Origin of the sequence: Streptomyces sp. Wb2n-11, from assembly GCF_001049855.1 — a bacterium.
Taxonomy (GTDB): domain Bacteria; phylum Actinomycetota; class Actinomycetes; order Streptomycetales; family Streptomycetaceae; genus Streptomyces; species Streptomyces altiplanensis.
This window is the reverse complement of the sequence record NZ_CVPB01000001.1, coordinates 7,259,206-7,280,543: the sequence shown is the minus strand read 5'-3', so window position 1 is coordinate 7,280,543 and position 21,338 is coordinate 7,259,206. Positions and strand designations below refer to the sequence as shown.

Here is a 21,338-nt window from a genome sequence, read left to right as displayed (position 1 = left end):
GAAGGCCCGATGACGACGACCGCCCGTGCGAGCGTGCAGCACGAAGACGAACAAGTGCGGGTCACCCGCTGGGATTTCGAGCCCGGCACGCGCACCGGCCACCACGTGCACGAGTACGACTATGTCGTCGTGCCGGTGGTGGACGGCCGCATCAGCGCGTTCGCCCCGGACGGGTCGGTGAGCGAGTCGCACCTGCGCGCGGGGCAGTCGTACACCCGCCCCGCAGGCGGCGGACACGACGTCGTCAACACGGGCGGAGCATGGCTGGCCTTCGTCGAGATCGAACTCAAGGGGCCTCCTCCGGTCTCGTGAGCGCCGCGCCCCGGCCGGGGCGCTCCGCCCTCACGTTCCGCTTCCTGCCGTTGATCTCCTCGCCATCGCCGTACCCGCATACGACCGGTCCCGGACGGAGAAGCGGGCCGGCGGGGCGGGAAGGCCCGTACGGGAGACGTATTCTCGCCCGAGGCACCCCGAGCGAAGGACGGTACAGGTGGCGGACAGCAGCAGGACCGGTCCGGGCCGCGGCACGGACGGCGCCTCGCGCACGCCGGCCTCGCTCAGCGCGCGGGCGCGCGAAGCGATCCGGCAGCGGATCGTCGACCGGCGCTACCCGCAGGGCTCCCGCCTCGTCGAGCGGGAGGTCGCCGAGGAACTCGGCATGTCCCGGGTGCCGGTGCGGGAAGCGCTGCGTGCGCTCGTCACCGAAGACCTGCTGGAACTGCTGCCGCACAGCGGGGTGCGCGTGCGCCGCTTGGAGAGTACCGATGTGGAGCATCTGTACGAGGTGTGGGAGCCTCTCGCGATCCAGGCGTCGCGGCTGGCTGCGCGGGCCGCGGCAGGCGATCCCGAGGGCCTGGCCGTCCTGGAGACCACGCTGCGCCAGGCCGAACAGGCGGCCGCTGCGGATGAGGGGGCACGCGAGGTGGCGGCCCATACGGCTTTCCACGAGGGCGTCGTGGCGCTGTCGGGCAACCCGCTGCTGGCCCGCACGATGGAGCAATTGAGCTGGCAGCTCCAGCTCTTGTTCGGCTTGCGGGAGGAGCCCGCGCACATGCGGGCACAGCACGCGGAAATGTTCCGGCACATCGCGGCGGGCGACGGGGACGCTGCGGCGGCGAGCACACTGCTGCATGTCCGTGACAGCAGGACGGTGGCGCTGCGCTCCCTCTTCAAGTCTCCCCAGTGATTACTTTGTATACCAGAAGTCGTTCTTTCGAGTCGCGGCCTTAGCCCGGACACGCAAGCCGACTCCATGACATGCGTCGGTACCGCAAGAAGTGGCACCCGGCTCCGCTTTCGCCTGTGCGGAACGGAGCATTCCTTACCCGCTCCCTCATCTTGGTATACAAACAGTGGGTCCGCGGTAACCACACCCGAGGAGCCCCCGTGTGCGTCGAAGCTGTGCCGCCGCCGTCCGGCAGGCTGACCCGCCGCGGAGTTCTCGCGGGCGCGGCCGCGCTCGCGGGCACCGTGGCGGCGGCCTCCCCCGCGTCGGCGGCACAGGGCGGCACGGGCCGGCGCGGCGCGGAACGGGGCGGCGACCTCGTCGTCCGGGGCGGCACGCTGCTCGACCCGGCGACCGGCGACGTCACCGAGGACGCCGTCGTCGTGGACGGTGATCCGCTGGCGGACGTCTCCGCGCTGAAGACACCGGTACGGGTCGTGCGCGCGGGCATCGCGGTCTGATCCGGCCGGCCTCCCCCCGGCACCACCGCGGAATGCCGCTTCCCCCTCCCCCGCCCGCACCACCGAAGGAGTGCCCGTGAAGCCGTCCCCGAGTTCTTCCGGCGGAATGTCCCGGCGCAGCATGCTCGCCGGCGCGGCGCTGGCCGGCACCACAGCCGCGCTGCCCACCGCCGCCTACGCGGCGGACCGGGGCGGCGCCGCTGCCGGCATGGCCGCGCACGGGCACGGCGGCCGCCCCTCCCGGGCCGCGGTCTTCCGTAACGTACGTCCCTTCGGCGCGAAGACCCCGGTGGACCTGACGGTCGTGGACGGCCGGATCACGGACCGTCGGGCGCCGGCGGACGCCGAGGTCGTCGACGGCGCCGGCCGTATCGCGCTCCCGTCGCTCGTGGACGCGCACATCCACCCCGACAAGACGACGTGGGGCGGCCCCTGGGTGACGCGCGAGCCGGCGAGCGGCATCGCCGACTACGTCGAACAGGACGTGGAACTGTTCCGCAGCCAGCGTCGCCCCGTCGCGGAACGCGCGTACGGCCTGATGGCACATGCCGTGTCCCGCGGCACCCGGGCGATGCGCGCCCACGCGGACGTGGCCCCGGCCTACGATCTGGCCGGCGTCGAGGGTGTGGGCGCGGCCCGCAAGCGTCTGCGGCACGCGCTCGACCTCCAGATCGTGGCGTTCCCGCAACACGGAGTCGTCCGCGCCCCCGGCACCGCCGAGCTGCTCGAGGAGGCCGCGCGCACGGGAGCCGTCGACATGATCGGCGGCATCGATCCGATCGGTTTCGACGAGGCGCTCGACGAGCAACTCGACCTGGTCTTCGGCATCGCGGACCGGCACGGTGTCGGGCTGGACATCCACCTGCACGACCGGGGCGAGAAGGGGCTCACGGAGCTGCGCGGCATCATCGACCGTACGCGGGCCCTGTCCCTGCGCGGGAAGGTCACCCTCAGCCACGTCTTCTGCCTGCCCGGCCTCACCGACCGCGAACTCGGCGCGGTCGCCGCCGATCTGGGAGACCTCGGCATCTCGCTGACGACGGTGGCGCCGTCCGCCTCGCTGGTACTGCCGATCGCGCGACTGCGGGAGCACGGCGTGCGCGTGGGCCTCGGATCCGACGGGGTGCGCGACGCGTGGAGCCCGTTCGGCAACGCCGACATGCTGTACCGCGCGCACCTCCTGGGCTGGGTCACGGATGTCCGCCTCGACGACGAACTGGCGGACTGTTACCGCGTGGCGGCGCACGGCGGCGCGGATGTCATGGGCCTCGCCCACGCGGACCTCGAACCCGGTTCCCCGGCCGACTTCGTTCTCGTACGCGGCGAGTGCCTGCCGCAGGTCGTGGTGGACATGCCGCAGCGCGACATGGTGGTGCACGGCGGCCGCATCGTGGCGCGCGACGGGGAGCCGACCGGCTGAGGTCCGGCTCCGGAGGCGGGCACGCGGCATGACGACGGGTCCAGCCGGCCGTCGGTAGCATGCCCGTATGGCGGAGAACTGGAGTTCGGCAGAGCCCGGGATCATACGGTTCCCCTCGGGCGTCCTGGTGCGCGGCCGGGGCCTGCGTCACCCCCTCCCCCCAGGACCGGTTCCGTCCTTCGCGGTCCATCTGCTCGGGAAGCGGCCCCTGTCGACCGAGTGGGACGCCCGATGGCTGCGCTGGCCCGACTTCTGGCTTCCCGGGGACCGCCGGCAGGCTCGGAGCGTTTTCGAGGAGGCACTGAGCCGGGCGGCGGGCGAACGCGTCGAGGTCGCCTGCGGTGGTGGGCGCGGACGGACGGGAACGGCCCTGGCCTGCATGGCCGTTCTTGACGGGGTCCCGGCAGACCGGGCCGTACAGTTCGTCTGCCGGCACTACCACCGTCGCGCCGTGGAGACCCCCTGGCAGCGACGCTTCGTAGCGCGCTTCGAAGACGCGTAGCGCTCTCGCGTCCCACCGGTTCGCCCGGCGAGCCCGCCCGCCGGACGAACCGGGCACCGGGGCGGGCCTGGGCGTACGAGGAGTCCCTTCGGCGCACTCTCAGCGCAGATCGGCGCCGTACACGTGGTCGACCGGCATCACCATGAGCACCCTGCGGTCGGACACCATCACCGACCGGTACTCGTCCCAGTCCGGGTGCTCCCCGGCGGAGATGCGGTAGTAGTCCACCAGTGCTTCCACCTCGGTGCCGTGGGGGTCCGTTCCCGGCCCGACGAGTGTCACCGTGCCCTCGGCGGTGGCCCAGGCCGTGCCGTCGGGGCTGGTGACCTCCAGCGCGGCCCGTGGGTCCCGGCGCAGGTTCGCCGTCTTGGCCGACCCCTCGGTCATCGAGACGTAGAGGACACCGGCCTCCTCGTCGTAGGAGGGCATGACGGGCGAGAGCTGAGGCCGGCCGTCCTTCTTGACGGTCGCGAGGACACCGAGCCTGCTTTCCGCGAGCAACGTACGCGGGTTGAACGGAATGGCAGTCATGTCCGGGGACAAGTCCTCACCGGACGCCGGTTATTCCCCGGCGATGCGTGCCCGCCGCCGGTCATGGCCGGGCCCCTCGGGAAGCCGTCCGGAACGCCCCGCGCCGGGGCTCCTGAGAGCCGGCTGGTGCAGGCCGGGGGCCGGCCGCGACGGCGTCACCGCCAGGGTCGGCGAGTCCCCCGCCCCGGGCGACAAGTCGCCCGCCTTCGCCGACGTGCGATTCCCCACAGGGGCGGGACGCCCGTCGCACAGGAACCCTCCGTCCTGTTGGTGACACCGTCCGGATTCGACGTGGAATGTTCATAATATTTCAAACCGTGACTGGTTCCGACCTGCCGTAACGCACGCCGGAGCAGGTCGCGCAATTGCATGAATAACAGATTCCGGTTGTTCTGCAATTTCATTTCCCGGGCCGGCGAAGCATTTACCACGGGAAGAGAATTGATGGCGACTCGGCAGCGCAGGCGCTACCGTTCATTCACACGGCATACGCGACGCCGGGAAACCTCGGAGGAAATCATGAAGTCGCCGGAGCCCCCGGGAAGACGACCACCAAGGAAAGGAAACCCATGCGTGACCTGTTTTCCACCGCGGGCTCTTCCGCGTTCGCGGCAGGACACGGCAACCACACTCCACCGCCACCCGCAATGAAACTCAGGTCCTGAATTTCCCCGGCTGTCACGCTGGGGACCGGCCCCCTCTCCTCCCGTGCCGGAGACCACGGGTCCGGGCGAGAGCACCGCCCGGCATCGCCCGTCTCCCCCGACCCGCGACCCGCGACCCGCTTGCGCCGACACCCCGGAAGGAGATCACCAACATGGCCGGGGCATCTCACCAGCCCGGATCCGGTCGCAGCAGCGTACGGGCCCACCACCCCTCCGGGCCGCCGGAGCCACTCGCGGTCTGCCTGCCGCTGGACTACACCGCGTTCTGCCTGCTGCACCGGGATGCGTACCTGCGCTATGCCCAGGCCCGGCTCGCCGACGCCGAGGCGGGCCGGGCGGTGGTGGAGGCCGCTCTGGGGCAACTGGCCCTGATCTGGCCCACGGCGCTGAGCAGTTCCTGCCCGGCCGCCGTGGCCTGGCGGCTGCTCGGCCACCTGATCACGTTGTCGCTGGAGCACACCGCGCCGGGCCGTGAGGGCGTCCACGGGCGGTTACCGGCCGTCCAAGCCGATGCGGTGGTCCTGTGCCACCACCTCTCCCTGACACCGGGGCAGGCCGCCGCTCTCATGGGCGTGCAGGAGCCGACGGTCAGCAGCTGGCTCAGCGCGGCCCGGCGCAGCCTGCCGACGGCCTGAGCCCCGGCACCGGCCCGCGGGATCCGCGCGAGGCCCCGGCACACCCGCCCGGGCACCGGCGTGCCCGCCGACACGCATGTCATATGCCGAACGACCAGTCCGCTTCCGCGGGTCTCCACCTCCCTCCATCGAGGTCTGGTTCCGCCGCCCCCGCCTTGCTTACCATGTGGCTTCACCGAAGCGACGCGCTGTCACAGCAGTGCGGTAAGGGGCCGGATGAACCACGGGGGTCGACCACTGTACGCATCAATCGACGTGACCGTACCGAGCGTTGCTCGCATGTACGACTTCCTCCTCGGCGGCAAGGACAGTTATCCCGCCGATCAGAAGGCCTGCGCGCAGCTGCTGGAGCAGGTGCCCAGCACGAAGGCCTTGGCCGTGAACAACCGGCGCTTCCTGCAGCGTGTGGTGAGGACCCTGGCGGCGGAGTACGGCGTGCGCCAGTTCATCGACCACGGGTCCGGCCTGCCGACCCGTGACAATGTTCACCAGGTCGCCCAGCGCGTCGACCCGTCCTCCCGGGTGGTCTACATAGACAACGACCCGATCGTGCTGGCACACGGCCGCGCCCTCCTGGAGGAGAACGCCTCCACCGCCGTCATCCACGCCGACATGCGGGACACCGACGGCATCTTCGGCCACCCCGACACCCGGCGGCTCATCGACCTGAGCCGGCCGGTGGCCGCCCTCTTCGTGTCGGTGCTGCACTGCATTCCCGACGACGACGATCCGGCCGGCCTCGTCCGCCGCGTGGCATCGCGCCTGGCACCGGGCAGCTTTTTGGTGGTGTGCCAACTCGTCAGCCCTGACGCCGCGGTACGTGAATTCGTCACCGACTTCATGCGGGAGAACACACAGGGAAGGTGGGGGCGCGTCCGCGAGGAGAGCGACGTACACGCGTTCCTCGAGGGCATGGACATCGTCCACCCCGGGCTCGTGGAGGTCTCCACGTGGCGGCCCGACTCGGACGTGGCCCCGCGCCAGGAGACCGATGAGTGGACCGAGTTCGGCGGTGTCGCCCGGATCCGGTGATCCCTACGCGCACTCCGGGCTCCCGCGTCAGGCGGAGAGGTCCTGGATGGTCTTTTTCAGCAGCTCCCGAGTGGCTCTGGGCGTGAGGGCCGCCGCGGAGAGGCGGTCCAGCAGGGCGCGGTATTCCACGGTCGCCTCGGGGCGCTCCAGGAATTCCGCGCCGTTGAGCTGTTCCAGGTACACGACGTCGGGCACGTCCTGTTCGGGGAAACGGAGATGAGTGAACGGGGTGTTCGACGACAGCGCCTCGGGAGCGTTCCGGGGGACCACCTGCAGCGTGATGGCGGAGTTCTCGTCCGACAGCCTGGAGACGTCCAGCAGGTGCTGCAGCTGCTCCCGCATCACGTCGGGCCTGCCCAGTGTCCGGTGGAGCGCGGATTCGTCGATCAGGGCCCACAGGAAAGGCGGATGCGGCCGCGCCAGCATCTCCTGGCGGCGCATCCGGAGCTGCGTACGCTGCTCCACCTCGGCCCGGCCGGCCATCGGAAGACCGAGACTGATCACAGTACGGGCGAAGCTCTCGGTCTGCAGCAGCCCGGGGATGAGCTGCACCTCGTAGGTACGGATCGTCTCCGCGGACTCCTGCAGACCGATGAACTCCTCGAGCCACTCGGGCAGCGTGGTGTGGCTGTAGCGCTGCCACCACACGGATCCCTCGGCCCGGTGCAGCAGCTCCCGCATCAGAGATGCCTCGTCCGCCCCGGCGCCGTAGAGGCCGAGCAGAAGGGCCACGTCCTTCTCCTCGGCCGGCTTCTTTCCTCTGCCCTGCTCGATTCGGCAGATCTTCGAGTTGCTGAACCCGGCGCGCTTGGCGGCCTGCCCCTGCGAAAGGCCCGCCTCCTCGCGCAAAGCTGCCAGGTGGCGGCCCACCAGCCTCTTCAGCAGGACGGGCGCCTGGCCGGGGCGTTGCAGGTAACGCTCGAGGGACACGACTCGGTTCGGCAGGGCGGACATAGCGGCTCCAGCTCGACGACAGGGCTCGAAGACGAGTGTTGCAGCCAGGAGCCCGGTCCACGCCCGGTATCCGCTATGTCGCGCGCCCCTCCAGGGCGAAGTGATCGAATTCCCCTTCCTTGACGCCGGCGAGAAACGCGTCGATCTCGGCACGCGTGTACACCAGTGCCGGCCCCTGCGGATCGCGGGAGTTGCGGACTGCCACCTCACCGCACGAAAGGGCCGCCACCTCGACGCAGTTGCCCACCGCGTTGCTGTGCCGGCTCTTCACCCAGGTGACGTTCACCAGAGAACCGGCCGGAACTCCATTACTGACCTGTCGCATGACACCTCTCTCGCCGAACCGTTCGAACAACTCCGCAACACGGCTGCGGCGACCGCTCCGGACCTGGGAACAGACGCGCCCACGAAGGAGATCGTGGGATTTCGCGTGCAATTGCACGCGCCGTGCGGACGGTGGGGATACTAACTTCACGACCCGGCCGTTCGCGGGCCGCGCGACCGGCGATCCCCCAGGGGAGAAAAAGTGCAGGGGTATACGAAAACCGCACAGAACCAACCCGGAAACGTCGCCGGTCTTCCCAAGCACACACACGGCAGTTCACTCGAAAGAGGAACGCGGGCGTGACGTCCCACTCGCGGCCGGGCCCAGGGGCCCCAGGCGGTTCCGTGCCTAGCCCAACTCCAGTTCTCCCACCCTCTGGTCCCCGCTCGTCTCCCCTGTCGGCCGGATCCCGAGCCCGAGGTAGAAGCGCTCGGGGCCGTCCTCCCCCGGGTGCCAGGTGGTGGTGAGGCGGGTGCCGCCGCGGCGGCGGATTTCGGCGGCCACGGACTCGACCGCGAAACGGCCGTAACCGCGGCCCTGCTCGCCGGCCGCGATGTTGAGGCGCCAGAGGCCGAGCGGATGTCGGTGCCCTTGCCGTCGCCGGCGAAATCGATGCCGAGGAAGGCCATGAGGAAGCCGACGGGCCGGTCACCGTCGAGGATCAGACGGGGCCGGGCTATGCCGGGGTGCACGTACGCCTCGGCGAGGGACTTCACGACCGGAGCGACCAAGTGCTCCTGGTCGGGGCGGACCTTCAAGCCGATCGCGGCGTCGAAATTGCCGGCAGTGATCTTCTCCAGGCGGAGTGCAGTCGTCCTGCGGGCACCATAATCCTGGTGATCAGGTGATCTTTCGCGCCGCACACTTCCCCGATGACAGCGACAGCTGCCCCGCTCTCCTCCCGGTTCCGCGATCGGCGGTACGCGGCGTACGACTTCACGGACGCGGTCCCCGTCCGCTGCCCGGGCTGCGACGGCATCGCCCTCCCCGTGCCCGCACCGGACGGCTCCGAGGCCGTGTCCCGGGGCTACGCCACGGACCGTCACCGGGCGGGCCCGTGAAAGCACCTTTTCGCGCGAGGCGGGCGCCGGGGCGGACGAGACCGTCGCGCAGCTCGACGCGGTGCGGGCCGGGACCGCCCGGGTGTGGCGCCCCCTCGCCCACCGCCGGGCCTCCCCCGCCCGCCAGCGGTGCAGGGACCGGGCAGCCGCGCCGCGACAGCGGTGACTCCCGCGGCCGGGCACCGGCCCGAGCGGGTGCGAGGACCGGTGCCCGCGGCTTCCCTTGACCTGAAGTCCGGTTCAGGATCTAACTTTCCGTGTGCGCCCCGGGCCACACCGGCCGACGGGCACCGCGTCGGCCCACCAGCCCCGGAGGCACCTCATGGACATGGAAGTCACCGCGTGGACATCGCTGCACAGCGCGATGAACGCCCAACAGGACCGGAGGCCCTTCTCCCGGGTCACCCTGCGCCGCATCGCCTCCTTCGCCCGGCCGCACCGCCGGCAGCTGTACCGCTTCCTGCTGCTCAGTGTGGTCACCGCCCTGCTCGCGGTGGCCACACCCGTCCTCGCCGGCAACGTCATCAACGCGATCGTCCAGGGCCAGGAGACCGGCACGGTCACCCGGCTCGCGCTCCTCATCGCCGCCATCGCCGTCGTCGAGGCGGGTCTCGGTCTGCTGACACGCCGGCTCTCGGCCACCCTGGGCGAGGGGCTGATCCTCGATCTCCGTACGGCGGTCTTCGACCACGTCCAGCGCATGCCGGTCGCCTTCTTCACCCGCACCCGGACCGGCGCACTCGTCAGCCGGCTCAACAACGACGTCATCGGCGCTCAGCGGGCCTTCAGCAACACGCTCTCGGGCGTCGTCTCCAATCTCGTCACCCTGCTGCTGACTCTCACCGTGATGCTCGGCATCTCCTGGCAGATCACCCTGCTCGCCCTCGTCCTGCTGCCGGTGTTCGTCGTCCCGGCCCGCCGGATGGGTTCCCGGATGGCGAAGCTGCAGCGGGAGGCCGCCCACCACAACGCCGCCATGGGCACCCAGATGACCGAACGCTTCTCCGCCCCCGGCGCGACGCTCGTCAAGCTCTTCGGACGCCCGGCCGACGAGTCCGCGGAATTCGCCGCACGCGCCCGCAGGGTGCGGGACATCGGCATCCGTACCGCCATGACCCAGTCCGCGTTCATCACCGCCCTCACCCTGGTGTCCGCCCTGGCACTCGCCCTGGTCTACGGACTCGGCGGCTACTACGCGCTGCGCGGCAGCCTCGACCCGGGAGCGGTCGTCGCCCTCGCCCTGCTCCTGACCCGCCTTTACGCCCCGCTGACCGCGCTGGCCGGTGCCCGGGTCGAGGTGATGAGCGCGCTGGTGAGCTTCGAGCGGGTCTTCGAGATCCTCGGCCTCGAGCCGCTGATCGCCGAGAAGCCGGACGCCCGCCGGGTGCCGGACGGGCCGGTTTCGGTGGAGTTCGACGGGGTCTCCTTCGCCTATCCCTCCGCCGACAAGGTCTCCCTCGCGTCCCTCGAAGAAGTCGCGACCCTCGACTCCCGTGACGCCGCCGAGGTTCTGCACGGTGTCTCCTTCCGCGCCGAGCCCGGCCGGATGGTCGCCCTGGTCGGCTCCTCCGGCGCGGGCAAGTCCACGATCGCGCAGCTCCTGCCGAGGCTGTACGACGCCGACTCCGGTTCCGTACGGCTGAACGGCGTCGACGTACGGGACCTGAGCGCCGCCTCGATCCGCGAGACCATCGGCATGGTCACCCAGGACGGGCACCTCTTCCACGAGTCCGTACGCGCCAACCTGCTCCTCGCCCGGCCCGACGCCACCGAGGACGACATCTGGGCCGCCCTGCGCCGCTCCCGCCTCGACGCTCTGGTGGCCTCGCTGCCCGACGGCCTCGACACCGTCGTGGGCGAACGCGGCTACCGGTTCTCCGGCGGCGAGCGGCAGCGGCTGACCATCGCCCGGCTGCTGCTGGCCCGCCAGCGGGTCGTCATCCTCGACGAGGCGACCGCCCACCTCGACTCCACCTCCGAGGCGGCCGTCCAGGAGGCTCTGGACGAGGCGCTCGAGGGCCGTACCGCCGTGGTGATCGCCCACAGGCTCTCTACCGTACGAGCCGCCGACCTGATCCTGGTCGTCGAGGAGGGCCGGATCGTCGAGCGCGGGACCCACGCGGAACTACTGGCCGCCGGAGGCCGGTACCAGGAGCTGTACCGCACCCAGTTCGACCGTCCGGGGGCGGAGGAGGCACACTCCGTCCACTGAGGTGCCTCCCGTGGCGGTGGGGGCTGAGAGCCGTCGCCGCGGGCGCCTCCGGCGGCGCGGCCGACGTGGCGATGGACTCTGCGGCGGACGGGGAGCCACGCCCGTACCGCGGTCACGGCCGGGCCTCTGCTGCCGCTCCCGAGCGGATCCACCGGCGCAACGACCACAGCGTGCCCCCTGACCGCCTCCCGGGCGGGAGTTCCCGCCGGGCCCGGCGGGCGGACGGACGGCCGGCGTCCGCCCGCCCGCCCGCCGGAGTACGGTCACTGGCCGCCCGGCACCGTGTCCTCGAAGGCCGTCCCCGCTGCCCGGAACGCGGCGACCCGGGCGGTGACCTGCGCCGGAGTCAGCGTCTGGTCCTTGACATGGAGCACGTAGTCGACCTTCTGGTCGTAGGCGCGCGGTGTGGTGCCGGTCTGCCCCGCGAGGTCGATGAGCCACTGGTTGAAGTTGATGGACATCGGCCGCTCGGGCAGATAGCGGGCGTCATGACGACCGAATTCCTGCCCGTCGACGTAGTAGGTGATGTTGCTGTCGTCGATGGTGACGACGAGGTCGTGCCAGCCCGCGTAGCTCGTGCGGACCTCGGAGTGCTGGTTGACCGCCTCCCAGGGGTCGGGCCGGTAGGTCTCCCACGAGGTGGTGTAGAGGATGTTGCCCGGCTCGCCCCAGCCGCCGTTGGGGAGGTACTCGAAGTCGTACTCGGCGTAGTCGTCCGCCATCGGGGCCTTGAGGTCGTTGATGGTGAAGAACGTCTGCACGAGACGGTCGCCGTCGGGGCCCGACTTCGGGGCGTCGGAGAACTTCACCCGCGCCGCGTAGGTGCCGTTCTTGAACTTGGTGGCCCTGGTGAGGACTTCGGTGTGCTTCGTCGACTCGGCGGTGCCGGCCGTCGACGTCTCCAGGTTCATGATGGAGTTGGTCCCCTCCTTGGCGAAGGTGACGTTCTGCGCCGCCCAGGTCGCCCCCGGCACCCCGGGGCCGCCCGCGTTCGACCGTACGCTCCAGCCGTGGGCGCCGATCGCCGGATCGGTGTGCGAGGTGTAGTCGAAGTCGTCGAAGAGCGTGGCGCCCCCGGTCGGCGGGTCGGTCGGGTCGGGGCCCGGTCCCGGGTCGTTGCCCTCGGGCACCGTGCCCCACACCGGCGTGCCACCGACGCTGGCGGTGACCTTGGACCAGTTCCCGTACGCCGTCTGGGCGGGGCCGAAGGAGTAGTCGTCGCTCTGGTTCAGCGGCTGCCAGTTGGAGCGGTGGAAGCGCAGCTGCATGTCGCCGGTGTCCGCGCCGGGCGCGAGGGTTCCGGCACCGGCGGTGAAGCCGACCTCCAGGTAGCGGTCGGCGGTGGCGGTCGGCTTGGCGAGGGTGCCGAAGGTGCCGGTGATGTTCCCGCAGCCCTTGACCGCCCAGGAGCAGGCGAAGGTGTACGAGGCGCCGGCGTCGGCCTTGAAGTAGTACCGGATCTTGACCTGGCTGAGGGAGACCGGGGTGCTGCCGGTGTTGACGGCCTTGAACCAGGGTTCGGCCTGGTCGCTCCCGGTGGCGCTCTGCCGGTACTGGACCGCCAGCGACTCGTCCGCCGCGGCGGCGGGGCCCGCCGACAGGGTGGCGCAGCCGAGGCCGGCCACGAGGGCGGCGGCCAGGGCCGCGCGGAGCCGGGGGGCGCGCGCTCTCTTGCTCGTGCTGGTACTGGTGCTGGTACCGCTGCCGTCTGTGCTGGTGCTGATGCTGATGCTGGTCACCTGATGTTCCTCTCGGGACGAAGGCGGATCGTGGAGGGACGGCCCGCCACCTTCAGGGCGTCGAGCCGGGCGTTGTGGTGGTGCAGTCGTGCCTGGAACCCGGGCCAGTCGTGGCCGCCCGACCACGCGGTGTCGGCCAGTGCGCACAGCCGGGGGAAGGCGAGGTATTCGGCGTGCGCGGGAGTGGCGACGTACTCCGTCCACAGCTGGGCCTGGGTGCCGAGCACCCGGGCCGCGGCCGCCGGTTCCCAGTGGGCGGGTGCGGGGTCGGTCTCGTAGACGGTCCGCAGGCCGACCACCCCGCCGGGCTGGCCGGGCGGCTCCTCCGGGAGCGCGGACTGCGGGTAGTCGAGGTACGTGGAGCGGTAGGGGGCCATGATCACGTCCTGGCCGCGGCGGGCGGCGGCCAGTCCGTGGTCGCCCTCGCGCCAGGCCAGGGCCGTGAAGGCGTCCGGCAGGTCGTCCCCGGTGGCGGTCCAACCCAGTGGCCGGCGCCCGCGCGCGCCCAGGAAGGCGCCGATGCGCTCCATGAACCAGCCGTGCAGGGCTTCGGGCCCGGCCAGTCCTTCCGCGGCGACGCGCGCCAGGGCGGCGGGCGCGTGGTGCCACTCGGTGGCCGGGCACTCCTCGCCGCCGATGTGGACGTACGGCGAGGGGAAGGTTTCCATGACTTCGTCCAGTACGGTGCGGCAGAAGCCGAGGACCTCGTCGTGGACGCCCAGGACGGTGTCGCACACCCCCCAGCGGTTCCACACCTCCAGTCGCCGCTCGGGCCGGTTGCCCAGGTGCGGGTAGGCCGCGAGGGCGGCGCGCACGTGACCGGGCATCTCGATCTCCGGTACGACGGCGACTCCCCGGTCGGCGGCGTACGCCACCAGGGCGCTCAGCTCCTCGCGGGTGTACGCGCCGCCGTGCGGCACCCCTCCCACCTCGGTGAGCCTGGGGTACGCGGCGACGGGCATCCGCCAGCCCTGGTCGTCGGTCAGGTGCAGGTGCAGCACGTTGAGTTTGTGCAGGGCCAGCAGGTCGGTGAAGCGCCGCAGGAACGAAACGGGCTGGAAGTGGCGGGCCACGTCGAGCATCGTGCCGCGCCAGCCGAACCGGGGCACGTCCGTGATCTGTACGCACGGTACGGACCACCGTGTGCCGCGTACCGGTTCGGCCGACAGTGCGGCGGGCGGCAGGAGCTGCCGGACGGTCTGGACGCCGTGCAGCAGCCCTTCGGGACGGGCGGCGCGCAGCAGGACCGCGTCACCGCCGACGGTGAGCCCGTATCCCTGCGTGCCGAGACCGGTGAGTCCGGGGTCGAGGAGGAGAACGACCCGGCCGTCCGCGGCGAGGGGCAGCGGCAGACCGGTCGCCGGGGCCAGCAGGGTGCGCAGCAGCGCGGCCGCCGGTTCGGCGCCGGGGCGGCGCGGATCGCCGTGGCGTCGTCGAAGGTGAACCAGCCCTGGGTCAGGCTGAGTTGCGAGGGCGTCGGGACAAGGCCGAGGCCGGGGCGCGGCAGGGACACGGTGTCTCCTATCCCTTGACCGCGCCGCCGGTCATCCCGGCGGCGACCCGGCGCTGGAGCACCAGGAAGAGGATGAGGACGGGCAGGGCGAAGAGTGTGGAGGCGGCCATGGTGGCGCCCCAGTCGGTGCCGAAGACGTTCGAGAACGAGGAGAGCCAGACCGGGAGGGTGCGGTCGTCCTGGTTCTTGATGATCAGCATGTTGGCGAAGGCGAACTCGTTCCAGGCGGTGATGAAGCCGAAGAGCGAGGTGGCGAGCAGTCCGGGCGCGAGGAGGGGGAAGGTGACTCTCCGGAACGCGGCGGCGCGGGTGCAGCCGTCCACCTGGGCGGCCTCCTCCAGTTCCACGGGGATCGCCGTGAGGAAGCCGCGCAGGGTCACGATGGTGAACGGCAGGGTGATCATGAAGTAGACGAGGGTGAGGGTGGCGAGCCTGTCGAGCATGGCGGTGTCGCGGGCGATGACGTACATAGGGATCAGCAGCGCCTCCCAGGGAGCGACCTGCGCGAGGAAGACCATCAGGAGGAAGCCGCGGCGGCCTTTCCAGCGCAGCCTGGCCACCGCGAAGGCCGAGCCGAGGGCCACCGCCAGGGCCAGCAGCACACAACCGGCCGTGACGATGAGGCTGTTGCGCCAGAAGGACCAGAATCCGTCGGCGTTCACCGCTGCGGTGAAGTGCTCCAGCGTCAGCGCGGTGGGCAGGAACACGGGCGTCTCGGCCTGGATGTCCGCGGTGGGCTTGAGGGCGGTGAGGACCATCCAGTACACGGGGAAGACGCAGAGCGCGAAGACGATGAGCGCGCCCGCGTTCAGGGGCAGTCCGCGCAGTACCGCGGAGGCGGAGGCGGACGTGGGGACAGGTCTCACAGCTCGGCCTCCTGCCGGAACATCTGACGGAAGTAGAGGATCAGCGCGGCGACCAGGATGAGTACGGTGAGGGTCGCCGCGGCCGCTCCGAGGTCGTAGCGGTGCAGCGACTGCGCCACTTGGTAGGAGTAGACCGGCAGGGTGGTGGTCGCTCCGCCGGGCCCGCCCTTGGTGACGGCCCAGATCTGGGCGAAGCACCGGAAGACCCAGATGACTTCGAGGCTCAGGACCAGGCCGAAGACGGGTGCCAGGACGGGCAGGGTGATGGAGCGGAAGATCCGCCAGCCGCCGGCGCCGTCGATGCGGGCGGATTCGAAGAGTTCGGTGGGGACCGTGGTCAGCGCGGAGTGCAGGGTGATGGCGGCGAACGGCACGGACTGCCATACGACGAGCAGGACCAGGACGGTGAAGGCCGCCGGGCCGTGCGCCAGCCAGGAGTAGTTCTCGAAGGAGTCGAACCCGAGCCGGACCAGCAGCCAGTTGACCACTCCCAGGCGGGAGGAGAAGAGCCACTGGAAGACGGTGGTCGTGGCGATGACGGGGCTGGCCCAGGCGAGCACCAGTCCGCTCAGGACCAGGGTCCGCATCCGCTTGCCCAGCCCCTGGAGCATCAGCGCGACGGCCGTGCCGATCACCATGATGAGGACGACGTTGGCCGCGGTCCACCCCAGCGTACGGCGGACCACCTGCCAGAACTCGCCGTCGCGCAGGATCTCCTGATAGTTCTCCAGGCCGGCGAAGCCCGCGTCTCCCCGGATCAGTTCCGCCATCCCGTAGTGCTGGAGGGAGATCAGCAGGTTGCGGGCGAGGGGGTAGGCGAGCAGGAGGACGACGCCGATGACGGCGGGCGCGATGAGCAGGTAGGGCCACAGGGCTCCGGGACGCCTCATGATCTCCTCCCCGGCCGGGCCCCGCTCATGGGCCGAGGGTCTTGCTGATGGCGTCCGAGGCGGCCTTCGCGGCCTCCTCCGGGTCGCTTCCGGTCAGCACGGCGGTCATGTACTGCTTGATCGGGTTGGTGGCCTCGACGGCGGCCCACTGCGGGGAGTTGGGCGTGGCACGTCCCCGCGCGGCCGCGGCGGCCATGGCGGCGGTGCCCTCGTTGTCCTCGATGGCCCCGGCCAGCGACGTCCTGTTGGGGACGTAGCTCATGGTCCTGGCGAGATCCGTCTGCCACTTCTCCCCGGTGAGCGACTTGACCACCTGGTACGCCGCGTCCTGGCGGGCGGAGGCGGCGGGGATGATCAGGTCGGAGCCACCGGTGAAGGTCGCTCCGGGCCTGCTCGCCGCCTTGCCGGGGACCGGGAAGAAACCGAGTTTTCCCGCCAGGGCCGGGTTGGCCTGTTCCACGATCTTCGCGCCGCCGGGACCGAGACGATCTGGGCGACGTCGCCCTTGGCGAAGACTTCCGCCTGCGGCGGCTTGGCCTCGTCGGAGTCCTCCGGGCCCTTGCCCAGCGCCTGGAGCCGCTGGTAGAAGTCCATGCCCCTGAGTGCCTCGGGGCTGTCGAGCGCCCCCTTCCAGCTGCCGCCGCTCTCCTGGGCGAGCTCGCCGCCCTCCTCCCAGATGAAGCCGGCGAGGGTGTACCAGTTCTGCCCGGGGAGGTAGATGCCCTGTGTCCTGCCCTGGTTGAGCTCTGCGGTGATCCGCAGCCACTCGTCACGGGTCTTGGGCGGGGAGGTGATGCCCGCCTTCCTGAAAAGATCCTTGTTGTAGATCACGACGCGGTTGGCCGCGTACCAGGGGATGCCGTACTGCTTGCCGTCGACCTTCCCCGGCTCGGCAAGACCGGGCAGCCAGTCGCCGCCCCGCAGGTCCCCCGACCTGTCACTGAGGTCGAGCACTCCGCCGCTCTGCGCGTACTGCGCGACCTGGGTGTTGCCCACCTCGATGACGTCCGGGGCGTCCTTGCTCGCGAGCGCGGCGGTGATCTTCTCACCGATGCCGTCCCACTCCTGTATCTGGATGTCGAGGTCGGTGTCCTCGTGCCGCTGCTCGAAGTCCTTCTCGAATCGCTGGAGATACGCGTCGGAGACGCTGTCCTTCATGATCCATACGATGAGCCTGCCGGGCCGGCCGCCGCGCCGGAGCCGGACGACGAGGTGCTGCAGGCGGTGAGCGCGGTAGCGGCTGCGAGAGCTGAGGCAGCGGCGATGAAGCGGATCTTCACGGGGTCACCTCGAAAGAGAGTTGACCAGTTGGCCAACTGGACAACGACGTGGCTAGAAGGTGGCATAGACCAATGGGTGCGTCAACCCTCATGGAATCAAAGGCTGTTGAGGCAGCAATGACGCGTTCCTTCGATTGAACTAGCCTTTACCACCAGACCAGCCATCGACGACGGAGCAGAGAGGTCAGGTCCATGGAGAACAGCTCCTCAGGTGCCGTACTGAAACGGGAGCGGGTCCGGGAATTCCTCCTCGGGCTGATCGAGTCGCGCCGGCCCGGTGACGCCATCCCCTCGGAGCGCGCTCTCAGCGCCGACCTGGGCGTCTCCCGCCCCACCCTGCGCGCCGCCGTGGACGAACTCGTCGCCACCGGGCAGCTCGTACGCGAACACGGCCGCGGCATGTTCGTCGCCCCCGCCAAGATCACCCAGGAACTCGTCTCCGGCGACACCGCGCTGGCCGTGCCCCGGGCGGCGGGCGCCTGGTCCAGCAGACTGCTGAAGCTCGACACCATCCGTGCGGGCGCCCGCATCGGCCGCAAGCTGCGCGTCTCTCCCGCGGCCGAGGTGGTCTACATCGCCCGGCTGCGGCTGGTCGACGGGGCGCCGATGGCCATCGAGCACCTCCACATCCCCGCCGAACTGGTCCCCTCCCTCAGCCCGCGGGAACTGGAGGCGGGTGATCTGTACGACCACTTGCGGGAGCAGCACCAGGTGTACGTCGACCAGGCGGTGCAGTCGATCGAGCCGACCGTCGTCAACGAGGCCGAGGCCGCCGTGCTCGATGTTCCGGTGCTCTCCCCGGCCCTGCTGGTGGAGCGCCTCACCACCGACACCGCGGGCCATCCCGTCGAGTACGTCCACTCGGTCTACCGCGGCGACCGCTACCGCATCGTCTCCCGGCTCGCCCTCGGGACTTCCGCCCCGCGTCCACGTGCCGAAGGGCACCACCCGGGCATTCCGCCGGGCGACTTCGCGCACGGCGACATCATCACGTCGTCGACGACGGGAGACGCGTACTGACCGGCGCGACGGAGGCCGGTCCTCGCGGGAGGGCCGGGTTCCGCCATGCCCCGAACGGGGCCAGTTGCGTGGGCTGTGCGAGGGACAAGGCGGCATGGCGTGTTTCCCGGCGACCGCCCCGGGGTCTATATGAGCAGGTTCCCGTGAAACCAGGGCTGGAGTACGCACATGAGTTCTGCCGCCGGTGTGTGGCATTGCCCGTCCGACCATACGAAGGGCCTGGAGCACGGCACACCGCGTCACATGGCGTTCGGGGACGAGGCCGCCTGGAACACCGGCTCGATCCGGCGCTGCCCCCGGACCCTCCCGGTCGTCCGGTGACGCCGACGATACCCATCGACCGCAGTCGCGGAGGAAAGCAGCCATGACCACCCTGTGCAGGCCGGCCATCGCCGTCCCTGACCACATCATCACTCTCGACGAAACACTGGAACTCGCCCGGCAGCTGCACTCCGGCCACGAGCAACTAGGCCTGGCGCTGCGGCTGATCGAGAACACCGGCGTACGCACCCGGCACATCGTCCAGCCGATCGCCGACACCCTGCGCCATCCGGGATTCGAGCAGCGCAACCTGCTGTACACCGCGGAGGCCAAGTCACGCGTCCCCGACGTGGTCGAACGCGCGCTCGACCATGCCGAGCTGAAGGCCCGGGACATCGATCTGCTGATCTACGTCTCGTGCACCGGGTTCATGATGCCCTCGATGACGGCATGGATGATCAACTCGCTCGGGTTCCGCTCCAACACCCGCCAGCTGCCCATCGCCCAGCTCGGGTGTGCGGCCGGCGGTGCCGCGATCAACCGGGCCCACGACTTCTGCCTCGCCTATCCGCAGTCCAACGTGCTCATCGTCGCCTGCGAGTTCTGCTCGCTGTGCTACCAGCCGACCGACCTGGGAGTGGGATCGCTGCTGTCCAACGGACTGTTCGGCGACGCCCTCGCCGCAGCCGTCGTACGCGGCGAGGGCGGCACGGGCGTGGCGCTGGAGTGCAACGGCTCGCACCTGGTCCCGGACACGGAGGACTGGATCTCCTACAGCGTCCGCGACACCGGCTTCCACTTCCTCCTGGACAAACGGGTCCCGGGCACGATGGAGATGCTCGCGCCCGCCCTGCGTACGCTCGCGGACCAGCATCTCTGGGACGTCTCCGACCTGGACTTCTACATCGTCCATGCCGGTGGTCCGCGCATCCTGGACGACCTTTCCCACTTCCTGGACCTCCCGCCGGAGACCTTCAGGTTCAGCCGCGCGACGCTCACCGACCGGGGGAACATCGCGAGCGCCGTCGTCTTCGACGCCCTCGACCGCCTCTTCGAGGAAGACCGGGTCGCCGGTTCCGGTACGGGCCTGATCGCCGGGTTCGGTCCCGGTATCACCGCCGAGATCGCCCTGGGCCGCTGGACGGGGACATCACCCGTCGTCGGCACGGCGGACAAGACGGCCGTCTTCCCCGAACGCGACGTGCTGCCCTCCGGGCTCCGGCACGCCCCCGCCTCCGCTCGTCCGCCCGCCACTGCCCGGCCGGTGGGGTAGAAGCTCCGGTCACCAGGACACGGACGGGTCAGGTCTTCAGCAGGGCCGAGCCGAACCAGTCGGAGGCGTCGCGCACCCCGGGCAGCGCGAAGAAGTACCCGCCGCCGGTCGGTGAGACGAACCGGGCGAGCGGCTCGCCCGCGAGCCGCTTCTGCATCGTGGCGAACTGCCGCACGACGTCTTGCTGGTAGCAGCAGAAGACCAGTCCGAGGTCGAGGCTGCCGTCCGTGTCGAATCCGTCGTCGTAGTTGTAACTCCTGCGCAGCAGGAGGGAGTCGGCGGTTTCGGCCGTGCGCGGATTGGCGAGCCGGATGTGGGAGTCCAGCGGGGTCTTCTTGCCGTGCGGATCCTTGCCGTAGTCCGGCAGGTCCTCCTCACGCCGACCGTCCAGAGGAGCGCCGGACGCCTTGCGGCGGCCGAAGATCTTCTCCTGGGTCACGGTCGGCACTCTGTCCCAGGACTCCACGCGGAAGCGGATGAGGCGGAGCACCTGGTAGCAGCCGCCCGCGGTCCAGGCCGGTTCGCCGGAGGAAGGCTTCACCCATACGAGCCGGTCCATCTCCTTGGACGAGGCCGTATCCGGGTTGATGATCCCGTCCTTGAAGCCGACGAAGGTGCGTGAGGCACCCGAGGGCCGCGCCGGATTGTGGAAGCCGTCGGCCCGCCAGCGGGGCCGCATTCTTCCGTCGGTCCGGCGCGCCAGTTCCCGGATGACGTGTACGACGGCGTCCGGGTGCTCGGCGCAGATCTGCAGCGAGAGGTCACCGTGGCAGGTCGCCGGGTCGAGACGGTCGTCGGGAAACTCCGGCATCGGGGTGAGGAGCCGTGGCCGGCGGCCGGTGAGACCGAAACGGTCGTCGAAGAGCGACGCGCCGACGCCGAGTGTGATGGTCAGACCGTCCTGGGTCTGCGGTTCGGCGGCCACTTCCACGTCCTTGGGCTTCACGCCGCGGATGAGAATGCGGGCCTGTTCGGTGAGCGTCTTGAACAGCTCCGTGAGTTCCTTGCGGTCCTCGGCCAGGACATCGAAGGAGATGAACCCGGCGAAGGCCTGCTGCTCAGTGATGATCCCCGCCTGGTGAGCGCCGTGGAACGGGTAACGGCGCACGGTCTTGCGACAGGGCCCGGCGGCCGGGGCACCGTACGCGGCCGGCTGCGCGGCGTACGCTTCCAGGCTTCCGAAGCCGGTGGCCGCCGCACCGGCGACGGTGGCGGCCCGTCGCAGAAACCTCCGCCGCCCGTCGTCCTGCCGCCGCGCATCGACCTGGTCACGTCCCATTGTTCCGCCGTCCTGTCGTCGCACGACCCGCTGACTCGCTGCCCCGGTGGAGCGACCCGGCGTGAAAACCCGGTGCCCGGTTGCAGCATCCGTGCGCGATTCTGGAACACCGCTGGTCAAGGAGGAGGACCAACACTTCGCCGGCTGGCGGATTCATGCAGGAGTGTGCCGGCCTGTCGTCCGCTTGGGCTACC

The 21,338-nt window shown here is 70.5% G+C and carries 19 protein-coding genes and 3 pseudogenes; 12 read left to right on the top strand and 10 right to left on the bottom strand.

Annotated features, from left to right (window positions below; all coding sequences use genetic code 11):
- The first annotated feature begins 9 nt into the window (after nt 1-9).
- The 5 genes from BN1555_RS33095 to BN1555_RS33075 all read left to right on the top strand — a co-directional run bounded on the left by BN1555_RS33095 (nt 10) and on the right by BN1555_RS33075 (nt 3,608).
- Nucleotides 10-312 (top strand): cupin domain-containing protein, encoded by a 303-nt coding sequence (locus BN1555_RS33095; RefSeq protein WP_093802839.1) that lies wholly within the window; start codon nt 10-12, stop codon nt 310-312.
- A gap of 178 nt (nt 313-490) precedes the next feature.
- Nucleotides 491-1,186 (top strand): GntR family transcriptional regulator, encoded by a 696-nt coding sequence (locus BN1555_RS33090; protein ID WP_093802838.1) that lies wholly within the window; start codon nt 491-493, stop codon nt 1,184-1,186.
- A 200-nt stretch (nt 1,187-1,386) separates the two neighbouring features.
- Nucleotides 1,387-1,686, top strand: a complete 300-nt coding sequence (locus BN1555_RS33085; protein WP_304364548.1) for a hypothetical protein — start codon at nt 1,387-1,389, stop codon at nt 1,684-1,686.
- Nucleotides 1,687-1,807: 121 nt separating this feature from the next.
- Nucleotides 1,808-3,106, top strand: coding sequence for an amidohydrolase family protein (locus tag BN1555_RS33080; RefSeq protein ID WP_176710320.1), 1,299 nt, complete (start codon nt 1,808-1,810; stop codon nt 3,104-3,106).
- Nucleotides 3,107-3,173: 67 nt separating this feature from the next.
- Nucleotides 3,174-3,608, top strand: a complete 435-nt coding sequence (locus BN1555_RS33075) for a protein-tyrosine phosphatase family protein (RefSeq protein ID WP_093802835.1) — start codon at nt 3,174-3,176, stop codon at nt 3,606-3,608.
- Nucleotides 3,609-3,707: 99 nt separating this feature from the next.
- Here the strand turns inward: BN1555_RS33075 and BN1555_RS33070 are convergent, their stop codons facing one another.
- Nucleotides 3,708-4,139 (bottom strand): PPOX class F420-dependent oxidoreductase, encoded by a 432-nt coding sequence (locus BN1555_RS33070; protein ID WP_093802834.1) that lies wholly within the window; start codon nt 4,137-4,139, stop codon nt 3,708-3,710.
- An 817-nt stretch (nt 4,140-4,956) separates the two neighbouring features.
- On the opposite strand from BN1555_RS33070, the gene BN1555_RS33065 reads away from it, so the two are divergent.
- On the top strand, nt 4,957-5,439 hold the full coding sequence (locus BN1555_RS33065) for a sigma factor-like helix-turn-helix DNA-binding protein (protein ID WP_093802833.1): 483 nt from the start codon (nt 4,957-4,959) through the stop codon (nt 5,437-5,439).
- A gap of 216 nt (nt 5,440-5,655) precedes the next feature.
- Complete coding sequence (locus BN1555_RS33060; protein ID WP_093802831.1) at nt 5,656-6,471, top strand: SAM-dependent methyltransferase; 816 nt, start codon at nt 5,656-5,658, stop codon at nt 6,469-6,471.
- Nucleotides 6,472-6,498: 27 nt separating this feature from the next.
- On the opposite strand, the gene BN1555_RS33055 is transcribed toward BN1555_RS33060, so the two are convergent.
- The 3 genes and pseudogenes from BN1555_RS33055 to BN1555_RS33045 all read right to left on the bottom strand — a co-directional run bounded on the left by BN1555_RS33055 (nt 6,499) and on the right by BN1555_RS33045 (nt 8,550).
- Entirely contained in the window at nt 6,499-7,425 is a 927-nt protein-coding gene (locus BN1555_RS33055; RefSeq protein ID WP_093802830.1) for a helix-turn-helix domain-containing protein, read from the bottom strand.
- 73 nt (nt 7,426-7,498) lie between these two features.
- Nucleotides 7,499-7,750, bottom strand: a complete 252-nt coding sequence (locus tag BN1555_RS33050; protein WP_093803829.1) for a DUF397 domain-containing protein — start codon at nt 7,748-7,750, stop codon at nt 7,499-7,501.
- Nucleotides 7,751-8,098: 348 nt separating this feature from the next.
- Nucleotides 8,099-8,550 (bottom strand): annotated as a pseudogene (locus tag BN1555_RS33045) (GNAT family N-acetyltransferase).
- Nucleotides 8,551-8,622: 72 nt separating this feature from the next.
- Between BN1555_RS33045 and BN1555_RS33040 the strand changes: the two are divergent.
- The gene (locus BN1555_RS33040; protein ID WP_093802829.1) at nt 8,623-8,811 is read left to right on the top strand and encodes a hypothetical protein; all 189 of its coding nucleotides are present in this window, start codon (nt 8,623-8,625) and stop codon (nt 8,809-8,811) included.
- Nucleotides 8,812-9,133: 322 nt separating this feature from the next.
- Nucleotides 9,134-11,023 carry an ABC transporter ATP-binding protein gene (locus BN1555_RS33035; protein ID WP_093802827.1) on the top strand — a complete coding sequence of 630 codons (1,890 nt, stop codon included), beginning with the start codon at nt 9,134-9,136 and terminating at the stop codon, nt 11,021-11,023.
- A gap of 263 nt (nt 11,024-11,286) precedes the next feature.
- On the opposite strand, the gene BN1555_RS33030 is transcribed toward BN1555_RS33035, so the two are convergent.
- The 5 genes and pseudogenes from BN1555_RS33030 to BN1555_RS33010 form a co-directional block, all read right to left on the bottom strand.
- Nucleotides 11,287-12,663 carry a cellulose binding domain-containing protein gene (locus BN1555_RS33030; RefSeq protein WP_255306472.1) on the bottom strand — a complete coding sequence of 459 codons (1,377 nt, stop codon included), beginning with the start codon at nt 12,661-12,663 and terminating at the stop codon, nt 11,287-11,289.
- A 95-nt stretch (nt 12,664-12,758) separates the two neighbouring features.
- Nucleotides 12,759-14,275, bottom strand: a pseudogene (locus tag BN1555_RS33025) (beta-N-acetylhexosaminidase).
- Nucleotides 14,276-14,283: 8 nt separating this feature from the next.
- Entirely contained in the window at nt 14,284-15,033 is a 750-nt protein-coding gene (locus BN1555_RS33020; RefSeq protein ID WP_093803826.1) for a carbohydrate ABC transporter permease, read from the bottom strand.
- Nucleotides 15,034-15,137: 104 nt separating this feature from the next.
- Nucleotides 15,138-16,031 carry a carbohydrate ABC transporter permease gene (locus BN1555_RS33015; RefSeq protein ID WP_093802825.1) on the bottom strand — a complete coding sequence of 298 codons (894 nt, stop codon included), beginning with the start codon at nt 16,029-16,031 and terminating at the stop codon, nt 15,138-15,140.
- Between the two features lie 25 nt (nt 16,032-16,056).
- Nucleotides 16,057-17,311, bottom strand: a pseudogene (locus tag BN1555_RS33010) (extracellular solute-binding protein).
- A gap of 192 nt (nt 17,312-17,503) precedes the next feature.
- Between BN1555_RS33010 and BN1555_RS33005 the strand changes: the two are divergent.
- The 3 genes from BN1555_RS33005 to BN1555_RS33000 all read left to right on the top strand — a co-directional run bounded on the left by BN1555_RS33005 (nt 17,504) and on the right by BN1555_RS33000 (nt 19,865).
- Nucleotides 17,504-18,331, top strand: coding sequence for a GntR family transcriptional regulator (locus BN1555_RS33005; RefSeq protein WP_093802824.1), 828 nt, complete (start codon nt 17,504-17,506; stop codon nt 18,329-18,331).
- A 168-nt stretch (nt 18,332-18,499) separates the two neighbouring features.
- On the top strand, nt 18,500-18,652 hold the full coding sequence (locus BN1555_RS39300) for a hypothetical protein (RefSeq protein ID WP_176710213.1): 153 nt from the start codon (nt 18,500-18,502) through the stop codon (nt 18,650-18,652).
- Between the two features lie 43 nt (nt 18,653-18,695).
- Nucleotides 18,696-19,865 (top strand): type III polyketide synthase, encoded by a 1,170-nt coding sequence (locus tag BN1555_RS33000; protein WP_093802823.1) that lies wholly within the window; start codon nt 18,696-18,698, stop codon nt 19,863-19,865.
- A 28-nt stretch (nt 19,866-19,893) separates the two neighbouring features.
- Here the strand turns inward: BN1555_RS33000 and efeB are convergent, their stop codons facing one another.
- Nucleotides 19,894-21,144, bottom strand: a complete 1,251-nt coding sequence (gene efeB / locus BN1555_RS32995) for an iron uptake transporter deferrochelatase/peroxidase subunit (RefSeq protein WP_093802822.1) — start codon at nt 21,142-21,144, stop codon at nt 19,894-19,896.
- Nucleotides 21,145-21,338 lie beyond the last annotated feature (194 nt).